Genomic DNA, 590 nt, shown 5'->3' with positions numbered 1-590 from the left:
TGTTGCGCGAGCGTGAAGGGCGCCGGGTTCGTGTCCGGTTCCTGTTCCAGGCCTGCGTCGTCGCGACCGAAGCTGAATACCGCTGCATCACCCGTGTCCAGTTGCGGATCGGGCGATGCCTGCGTGATCACCACGGCAGGCTTCGCATCGGCCAGCATGTACGTCAGGCGTTCCCGCGGGTACGAAGGATCGAGCGGCACATAGGCGCCACCCGCCTTCAGCACACCCAGCAGCGCCACCATCATTTCCGGCGAGCGCTCCACGCACAGCCCCACCAGTACGTCCGGCCCCACGCCCAATGCGCGCAGACGATGCGCCAGACGGTTCGCGCGTGCATTCAGCTCGCCATAGGTCAGCCGCGTGCTCTCATGCACCAGTGCCACCGCATCGGGGTCACGCTGCACCTGCTGCTCGAACAGGCCGTGCAGCGTCTGCTCGCGCGCATACACCACCGCCGTATCGTTCCACTTCCCGACGGTCTGTTCGCGCTCCGCCGCCGACAGCATCGGCAGCGCGCCCACGCGCACCGATGCATCCGCGGCCACCCCTTGCAGCAACCGTACAAAATGTTGCGCCATCCGCTCGATCGT

General features: G+C 66.6%; 1 protein-coding gene. It reads right to left on the bottom strand.

Annotation, left to right across the window (positions count from 1 at the left end; genetic code table 11):
* Positions 1 to 590, bottom strand: a 590-nt coding sequence (locus HB633_RS30645) for an AMP-binding protein (RefSeq protein ID WP_213781867.1), incomplete at both ends; no start/stop codon positions are given.

This window comes from Caballeronia sp. dw_276, from assembly GCF_018449635.1.
GTDB lineage: Bacteria > Pseudomonadota > Gammaproteobacteria > Burkholderiales > Burkholderiaceae > Caballeronia.
The sequence above is the reverse complement of the archived record's forward strand: the minus strand, read 5'-3'. Positions and strand labels throughout refer to the sequence as shown.